Source organism: Arhodomonas sp. KWT (genome assembly GCF_010993615.1).
The window spans coordinates 1-1,593 of sequence record NZ_WNXE01000400.1 but is presented as its reverse complement, the minus strand read 5'-3'; the positions used below and the strand labels follow the sequence as shown (position 1 = coordinate 1,593).

Genomic DNA, 1,593 nt, shown 5'->3' with positions numbered 1-1,593 from the left:
ATCGCGCTCTACCTGGAGCGCCGCTTCCCGGAGCCGCGCCTGATGCCTCTCGACCGTGTCGAGGAGGTCCATCGCAAGCTGGGGCTGGCCCAGGGGCTGATCGACTCGGCTGTGGGGATCGTTGTCCATCGCCGTTTCCGGGACGGTGACGACAGCGATCCGGTGATCCAGCGTCGCCATGATGCCCTGGTGCGCGGGGTTGCCGTGCTCGACGGGGTCGTCCGGCCCGTCGTGGACCGCCCCGACATGGGCAGCCTCGCCGTGGCGGTGGCACTGGAGTTCCTCGACTTCCGCCTGCCGGACTTCGACTGGCGAGGGATTGCCAGCGAGTTGCCGAGCTGGCTCGGTGTGATCGCCTCGCGGCCCTCGCTCGTCGCGACGCAGCCGGGTATCGAGCAGCCACCGTTCTGAGCCGCCGGGGCCGGCACGTCCGGCTCCGGCCTTGCCGGGCAGTCTCGTTATGTAATAATGTGCATTGCGAATACACCTCTCCGGGAGCGTCGAGTCATGTCCGATCCTATCACCCGCCCGCGTCTGGTCGCTGTCCTGATCACCTGCCTTGCGATGATTCCGGGACTGGCGGGCGCGGCGGAGATCCACGTCGCGGTGGCCTCGAACTTCACCCACGCGATGCAGGACATCGTCGCGCGTTATGAAAAAACGTCGGATAACGAGGTCACCCTGGCGTTCGGGTCCACCGGCAAGCATTACTCCCAGATCGTGAACGGTGCGCCCTTCGATGCGTTCTTCGCCGCCGACGTCAAACGGCCCCGCAAGCTTGAATCCGGTGGCCACATCGTAAAGGGGAGCCGCTTCACCTATGCCCAGGGCCGGATTGTGTTCTGGAGCAAGGACACGGACGCCTTCGATGGCGGCCGTGAGGCCCTGAAAGGGGACGGGATCCAGCGGCTGGCGATCGCCAATCCGCGCCTCGCGCCCTACGGGCTCGCCGCGCGGCAGACCCTCGAGGCGCTCGGCGAGTGGCAGCGGCTGCAGCCGAAGGTGGTCATGGGGGAGAACATTGCCCAGACGTATCACTTCGTGGCCAGCGGCAACGCCCCGGTCGGTTTCGTGGCCCTGTCCCAGGTGATCGGGCCGGACGGCGGGGTCAGCGGCAGCCACTGGGTGGTGCCGGAATCGCTGTACGAGCCGATACGCCAGCAGGCCGTTATCGTGAAGGACGGGTCCGCGGTGCGCGATTTCATCGACTTTGTCCACGGCCCCGAGGCCGGGGCGATCATCGAGCGTTACGGCTACCGCCGTCCCGCGGCGGAGTGACCCGGACGGCGCAGGCAGGGAGCGGGCAGGGGTGCTGAATCCCGGGGACCTGAACGCACTGGTGCTGACGCTGCAGCTGGCGGCCACCACGGTGGTCATCCTGCTGGTGCTGGGGACGCCGCTGGCCTGGTGGCTGGCGCACACCCGGTCGCGGTGGCGTACCCTGGTCGAGGCCACGGTAGCGCTGCCGCTGGTGCTTCCGCCCACGGTTCTGGGCTTCTACCTCCTGCTCCTGCTCGGCCCGAACGGGCCCGTCGGCGGCGCACTCGTGGCCATGGGCGGCGCGCCGCTGGCGTTCACCTTCGCGGGCCTGGT

General features: G+C 68.4%; 2 protein-coding genes and 1 pseudogene. All 3 read left to right on the top strand.

Annotation, left to right across the window (positions count from 1 at the left end; all coding sequences use genetic code 11):
- A pseudogene (locus G7A99_RS19345) lies at nucleotides 1-411 on the top strand (hypothetical protein); the annotation flags it as partial.
- A 96-nt stretch (nucleotides 412-507) separates the two neighbouring features.
- The gene (gene modA, locus G7A99_RS19340; RefSeq protein ID WP_163143296.1) at nucleotides 508-1,278 is read left to right on the top strand and encodes a molybdate ABC transporter substrate-binding protein; all 771 of its coding nucleotides are present in this window, start codon (nucleotides 508-510) and stop codon (nucleotides 1,276-1,278) included.
- Between the two features lie 34 nt (nucleotides 1,279-1,312).
- The coding region (locus G7A99_RS19335) for a molybdate ABC transporter permease subunit (protein ID WP_371807637.1) at nucleotides 1,313-1,593 on the top strand (281 nt) is incomplete at its 3' end.

Excerpts from the sequence above, each read along its gene's own strand:
- modA (WP_163143296.1), top strand. The coding sequence starts at position 508 with ATGTCCGATCCTATCACCCGCCCGCGTCTGGTCGCTGTCCTGATCACC.